This is a genomic window from Mesorhizobium sp. M7A.F.Ca.CA.002.15.2.1 (assembly GCF_003998715.1).
GTDB lineage: Bacteria > Pseudomonadota > Alphaproteobacteria > Rhizobiales > Rhizobiaceae > Mesorhizobium > Mesorhizobium ciceri.
Genome location: NZ_RZPI01001104.1, coordinates 1 through 976, shown reverse-complemented (window position 1 = coordinate 976; position 976 = coordinate 1). Strand labels below are relative to the sequence as shown.

1 protein-coding gene and 1 pseudogene are annotated in these 976 nt (G+C 65.2%); both read left to right on the top strand.

The window, feature by feature from the left end; all coding sequences use genetic code 11:
* Window positions 1-393: pseudogene (locus tag ENZ74_RS32940) on the top strand (choline-sulfatase); the annotation flags it as partial.
* A partial coding sequence (locus ENZ74_RS32935; RefSeq protein ID WP_127313346.1) for a pyridoxal-phosphate dependent enzyme occupies window positions 393-976 on the top strand: 584 nt, incomplete at its 3' end. The pseudogene ENZ74_RS32940 and the gene ENZ74_RS32935, both read left to right, overlap by 1 nt.

The window sequence follows — 976 nt, the reverse complement described above, 5'->3', positions numbered from 1 at the left end:
TTGATGGAGTATGCCGCCGAAGGGTCCAATGCGCCTTTGGTGGCGATCCGCGACGGCAGATACAAATTCGTCCATTGCGAGCTCGATCCGCCGCAACTGTTCGATCTCGAAGCCGATCCGCTCGAACGGGACAATCTGGCCGACGACGCGGCCAATGCGGGCCTGGTGGCGGCATTCATGGACAAGGTCCAGACACGCTGGGACATGGCCGGCTTCGACGCCGCTGTCCGCGAAAGCCAGGCGCGCCGCTGGGTCGTCTATCCGGCGCTGCGCAACGGCGCCTATTACCCCTGGGATTTCCAACCCCTGCAAAAGGCGTCCGAGCGTTACATGCGCAATCACATGAACCTCGACAATCTCGAAGAGAGCAAACGGTATCCGCGAGGCGAATGATGTCAGACCTTCTCGTCCCCTCCCTTGACCATCTCAAGCAGGCCTATGCCGTCACCTCCAGGGCGACGCAGATCACGCCGCTGCTGGAATCGACGGCACTAGCCCGCGAGACCGGCGCCGCCCGCGTCTTCATCAAGCCGGAATCGCTGCAATGGGCCGGCTCATTCAAGGTGCGCGGCGCCTATTGGCGCCTGAAGCAGCTTTCAGTTGACGAAGCGAAGAAGGGCGTCGTCGCCTACTCCTCCGGCAATTTCGCGCAAGGGCTGGCGGCTGCCGGCCAGGCGCTTGGCGTTCCCGTCACCATCGTCATGCCGATCGACGCACCGGCCGCCAAGCGTGATGCCACGGCGGGCTATGGCGCCCGCGTCGTGCTGACCGACCATGGCGAGCGCGCGCGGGAGGAAGTCGCCGCCGCCAAGGCGCGCGAGATCGCCGAGACAGAGGGCCTGGCGCTGCTGCATCCATTCGACGATCCGGAGATCGTCGCCGGCCAGGCGGGCGCCGGCCTCGAAGCGCTTGACCAACTCGAAGCCAAAGGTGCCAGCGCCGACCTCTTGTTCTGCTCGGTCGGTGGCGGGGGGTT